Source organism: Halovibrio sp. HP20-59, from assembly GCF_033052795.2.
Lineage (GTDB): Bacteria > Pseudomonadota > Gammaproteobacteria > Pseudomonadales > Halomonadaceae > Vreelandella.
In genome coordinates, this window is record NZ_JAWJUW020000035.1 from 1 (window position 1) to 4,873 (window position 4,873).

Here is a 4,873-nt window from a genome sequence, read left to right on the forward strand (position 1 = left end):
GAGCCTTGTCATGAGGGGATCCTAGACTGGGGGAACAAGTGCTCTTTATATAAGAAAATTTATAGTGAGTCACTTAGAGTCTAAATTTAGTTCTACCGATAGCTCGTTTGTAGCATTTGCCGGAAGCCCACCAGAATCGACCGTTAGAGGGTTAACATCGCCACCCGCTTGAACGACACCATTGGCGTTAGCGGCGTAGCCCATAATCTGCGCGCCCTGGGCATTTACCAAACGCCCGTCGGCGGTCATGGTCAGTTGACCATTGCGCGAGTAACCCACTTCACCACTTGGCTGCTGGAAGCGGAAGAAGCCTTCGCCTGCGATAGCTAAGTCCATATTGCGATTAGTGGATTCAACATTACCCTGGCTGAAATCCTGCAGAACTGCCGACGTTCGCACACCAAGTCCAATACGTGATTGCGCGTACACATCAGCAAACTGGACGTTAGAGCTTTTAAAACCCACCGTTTGCGAGTTGGCGATGTTATTACCTACCGCGCCTAATTTTTGTTGCTGGGCGCTTAAACCACTAAGTGCTTGAGAAAAACTCATGATATTCCCCTAAGAAAGCTGCGTTTAATCAAATATGGTATTTAATTAGTAGTTAAAGAATTTGTTTAACGTCATTCAGATTGATTTGGCCATAAATAGCGCCAAGATCCAGCCGAACGCTGCCGCTGCCATCATTAGGCGTCACCCGGTTGACTACCGCGTACTGCAGGGCCGTGGATTCAATTTTCTTATCGTTGGCATCAGTTGCCTCTAGCTGTACGGTATACTTGCCGCTAGCAACCGCTTCTCTTTGTTCGTTTAAACCGTCCCACTCGATCGACTGAACGCCCGCATCTATCGAGCCCAGATCAAGTTTTCTAATGATTTGACCGCCTTGACCCACAATGGTGGCTTTAACGTTATCTGCTCGCTGTGCAAGCTCAATACCGAAAGGCGTAGAGTAAACATCGCCCTCGCTATCTTGCTCTAACAAAATATCCTTGCCTGGCACCATGACGCCTTTGCCGATTAGGCCACTTGCCTGAAGCGCCTGATTGGCATCCATTTGGCTAGTAATGCCTTGCAGCGTACTGTTCAACTCTTCAATACCGCTGACCGTATTGATTTGCGCTAACTGCGAGGTCATCTCCGAGTTTTCCATCGGATTAAGCGGGTCTTGATTCTGAAGTTGCGTAATCAACAGCGTCATAAAGCTTTCACGCAACTCGTCAGACTGGCGGGCAGAGAGGCCATTGGCCCCACCACCATTCACGTTACTCAATACACTCGTATCGATATTCATTGTTTAGCCCTCACCCAACGACAGCGTCTGCATTAGCATTTGCTTGCTGGTATTAAACACTTCAACGTTGGCTTGATAAGAGCGCGAGGCAGAAATCATATTGACCATTTCATGCACGGGCTCAACGTTGGGCTTAGCCACATAGCCCTCTTCATCCGCCGCGGGGTGGTTAGGCATATACTCCATGCGCAGCGGGGAGTCATCTTCCACTACTTCGGTGACACGCACACCGCCAACGCCATAGCGGTTGCCCTGCGCCTGGGTTTCAAACATGACTTGCTTGGCTCGGTAAGTCTCGCCATCAGGCCCTGCAACGCTGTCGGCATTGGCCATATTACTGGCGGTGACGTTCATTCGCTGGGACTGGGCACTCATTGCCGAACCGGCAATATCAAACGTAGAAAACATCGACATCGTGGGTTAACTCCTCACTAATTTGGCTTGGACTACTCGGGCTGCATGGCATTCTTCAGCCCTTGAATACGACTGTTGAGCATCGTGAGGCCGACTTGATAACGAACAGCGTTATCAGCAAACTGCGTACGCTCACGATCCATATCAACCGTATTTCCATCCAAACTAGGCTGGTCGGGAATGCGGTAAAGTAAATCGGCGTTGCCCGCTCCACGCCATGCGGGGCCTTCTCCAGCAATATGGCTTCCAGCGGTACGCGCCAATGTTAAACCGCCGCCGGTATTACTAGATGCACTCTGAGTACCGTCTACTGCTTTTTTCAGCTCACTAGCAAAATCAATGTCGCGCGCCTTATAGTTAGGCGTATCGGCATTAGCGATATTCGCCGCCAGCACTTCGTGGCGTGCCTGGCGTAGACCCACTGCTTTCTGGTGATAATTAAAGGCAGATTCCAATTGATCAATCATGCCGATCCTCGCTTTGAGGCAAAAAATTAAAATGGATTTTGTTGATGGTGAAGAGTACGTCTTGAACTGTCATGCTAAAGCATGGAACAGCCTGTGTTTCTACCAGCATTTCGCACGATACGACTAGACCCTTTTCGCTACACTTGGCAATCGGCTTTTCTCATCGCCCTCCTTCCCTAGCTCTCAAGTAAGCGGCCTCCCCCATGTTACGAAAGCGCTCCACTTTGCTAAGTACGCGACTTTTCAGGCAAGTGCTCGCCTTACTGGCAAGCGCCTGCATGATGTATTCGGCCAACGCACAAGCAGATGACGACAACCTCATCCAGCAAGTACATCAGTTTTTGTATCAAGAGACACAGGCATTAGGTGAAGAAGTCGCTATTGATTTACGTCCACCGTCGCCACACTTGCCTAACTGTATTAATCCAGAACCCTTTTTACCCAATGCTAACCAAGCGCCGCTCGGGCGTGTTTCGGTTGGGGTCCGCTGTGGTGATGGCAGCCGGCAAGTGCGCTATTTACAAGCGCAAGTCGATGTCATTGGTAATTACGTGGTGGCAGCAAGGGATATTGAGCGCGGCACATTGATTACCTCAGAGATGCTTAATGAGCGTGGTGGCAACCTTGGTGAGCTCTCAGCCCAAGCACTCACGTCTGAAGAAGATATCATCGGTAAAATAGCCCAACGCCCTATCCGCAGCGGGGATGCTTTTTTGTCTCATTACCTACAAGCCCCTCACCTGGTTGAACGTGGTCAGCGGGTTACGGTCATAGCGCAAGGAGCCGCTTTTCGTGTTTCACGCGAAGGCGAGGCACTAGAAAATGGCGCCCTTGGCGAACGCATAAGAGTCCGATTTGGGTCGCGTGAGATCATGACCGCACGTGTCACTGATGAAGGGGTTTTGGTGGTAGATTTTTAACGTTACGCCTAAAGTTATCCTTTGTACTGCCGATAATTGTTGTTATACCCGCTATACTTAGCGCCAAGTGCATCGATGTTGACGATGAGGCAGATAACGTGAAAGTTGATAACATTAACTCGCTATTACGCTCTAACCAAGCCCAACAGCGGGACGACACCCAAAAGACGGATAGTGTCACGTCGGCCAAAGCAGGCGACCCTACCCGTGAGTCGACGCAGTTGAGCCAAGCGGCTATCGATGAAACGCAAGATATTGATACTGCGAAGGTAGAAGAAATCCGCGAGGCGATTCGTGACGGACGCTTGGAAATGCGCGCTGATCGTATTGCCGAGGGCTTAATTGCAAATCTTAAAGACTTATAAGGGGCGCTTTCGATGAGCCTTGTTAACCTGCTGACCGATCAGCAACAGCGTATTGACCAACTCACCGCGCTGTTGACCCGTGAACAAAACCTGTTAACTCAAGGCGATGTTGACGGTGACGCGTTGGCGCAGGTGGCGCTTGAGAAACAGTCGTTGCTTGCAGAGCTAGAGCGTATCGAAACGGTACGTCGTGGCGTACAAAAACGCCTCGGTTACGCCGATGGCGCTAACGGCGCCAGGTCAGCTGCTTGTGATGCTGGCTGCCAAACTGCGTGGGAAAGTTTGCTGGAGAAGAGTGAGCGAGCTGCGCGCATGAATGAGTTAACAGGTCAGATGCTATCGATTCGCATGAAGCATAATCAGTCAATGTTAGACTATATCCGCCAAATCGCTGAGAAGACGCTATACAAACCGGATGGTCGTAACAGCGCCCAATCTGGCAGGATTAACGCTTCCGCCTGATATTTCCGCGCCTCCTATAGACAAGACTTATACAAAGAGCTTCAATGTGAACATTAGCATTCACATTCGGAGCCTAGCAGATGCTTTCCCACCTCCCAGAAAACTTTACCGCTGTTGTTATCGGTGCCAGTGGCGGCATAGGTAACGCTATTGTTCAGAGGTTGCTTGCTGACCCCCGCGTGGATCATGTTGTTGCGGTAAGCCGCTCTCCCTTTCATCTTCAGCACTCAAACTTAGAAATAGTGAATACCGATGTCACCACAGAAGCAGGGCGCGAAGCTCTTCGCCAACAGTTAAACGGTCAACCTGTACACTTATTGTTCAATGCTATTGGCACTCTGCACGATGACGCCCTTAATGTGCACCCTGAAAAGCGCCTGGAGCAGTTAGATGAAGCCTCGTTTAACCACGTTATGCATATTAACGCAGCTACACCCGCCCTATTGATCGCCGCGCTCAAACCATCGCTACAAGGCAAACATCCCGCCATTATCGCCAGCTTATCAGCACGTGTTGGCTCCATTGGTGATAATCGACACGGCGGTTGGTATAGCTATCGTGCCAGCAAAGCGGCGCACAACATGTTGATGAAAACACTCTCCATTGAACTAGCCCGCCTTAATAAGCAGTCTATTGTGCTGTGCTTACATCCAGGCACTACTGATACATCACTTTCAAAACCCTTCCAAGCTCACGTGCCAAGCGAAAAGCTATTCACACCTGACTTCGTCGCAGAGCAACTATTGAAGGTTATTTCTCAACGTACCACCGAAGATACCGGCAGTTTCTGGGATTGGGCTGGAGAGCCTATTGAGTGGTAGTTGAGTTTGTTTTGCTCAGTTGATGAGCACAGCGCGGTGATCTCAGGGTTGCTTGCCACCGCAGGTCGAGATGGCCGCGTCGCTGCGCTCCTCGCCATGACATGACGCTTTTCCCGCCTCGGCATTGCCG

General features: G+C 50.4%; 7 protein-coding genes and 1 pseudogene. 4 read left to right on the top strand and 4 right to left on the bottom strand.

Annotated elements, in window-relative coordinates:
• Nucleotides 1-75 precede the first annotated feature (75 nt).
• The 4 genes and pseudogenes from RZA33_RS19080 to flgB form a co-directional block, all read right to left on the bottom strand.
• Nucleotides 76-552: pseudogene (locus RZA33_RS19080) on the bottom strand (flagellar hook-basal body complex protein); the annotation flags it as partial.
• Nucleotides 553-604: 52 nt separating this feature from the next.
• On the bottom strand, nt 605-1,294 hold the full coding sequence (locus RZA33_RS19085; RefSeq protein WP_317509304.1) for a flagellar hook assembly protein FlgD: 690 nt from the start codon (nt 1,292-1,294) through the stop codon (nt 605-607).
• 3 nt (nt 1,295-1,297) lie between these two features.
• On the bottom strand, nt 1,298-1,708 hold the full coding sequence (flgC, locus tag RZA33_RS19090; protein WP_101145856.1) for a flagellar basal body rod protein FlgC: 411 nt from the start codon (nt 1,706-1,708) through the stop codon (nt 1,298-1,300).
• A gap of 32 nt (nt 1,709-1,740) precedes the next feature.
• Entirely contained in the window at nt 1,741-2,175 is a 435-nt protein-coding gene (gene flgB / locus RZA33_RS19095; RefSeq protein WP_317509305.1) for a flagellar basal body rod protein FlgB, read from the bottom strand.
• Between the two features lie 203 nt (nt 2,176-2,378).
• On the opposite strand from flgB, the gene flgA reads away from it, so the two are divergent.
• The 4 genes from flgA to RZA33_RS19115 all read left to right on the top strand — a co-directional run bounded on the left by flgA (nt 2,379) and on the right by RZA33_RS19115 (nt 4,743).
• The gene (gene flgA / locus RZA33_RS19100) at nt 2,379-3,095 is read left to right on the top strand and encodes a flagellar basal body P-ring formation chaperone FlgA (RefSeq protein WP_317509306.1); all 717 of its coding nucleotides are present in this window, start codon (nt 2,379-2,381) and stop codon (nt 3,093-3,095) included.
• Nucleotides 3,096-3,193: 98 nt separating this feature from the next.
• Nucleotides 3,194-3,460 carry a flagellar biosynthesis anti-sigma factor FlgM gene (gene flgM, locus RZA33_RS19105; protein ID WP_317509307.1) on the top strand — a complete coding sequence of 89 codons (267 nt, stop codon included), beginning with the start codon at nt 3,194-3,196 and terminating at the stop codon, nt 3,458-3,460.
• Between the two features lie 12 nt (nt 3,461-3,472).
• Nucleotides 3,473-3,922, top strand: a complete 450-nt coding sequence (locus tag RZA33_RS19110; protein ID WP_317509308.1) for a flagellar protein FlgN — start codon at nt 3,473-3,475, stop codon at nt 3,920-3,922.
• 80 nt (nt 3,923-4,002) lie between these two features.
• Nucleotides 4,003-4,743 (top strand): SDR family NAD(P)-dependent oxidoreductase, encoded by a 741-nt coding sequence (locus RZA33_RS19115; protein WP_317509309.1) that lies wholly within the window; start codon nt 4,003-4,005, stop codon nt 4,741-4,743.
• The last annotated feature ends 130 nt before the right edge of the window (nt 4,744-4,873 follow it).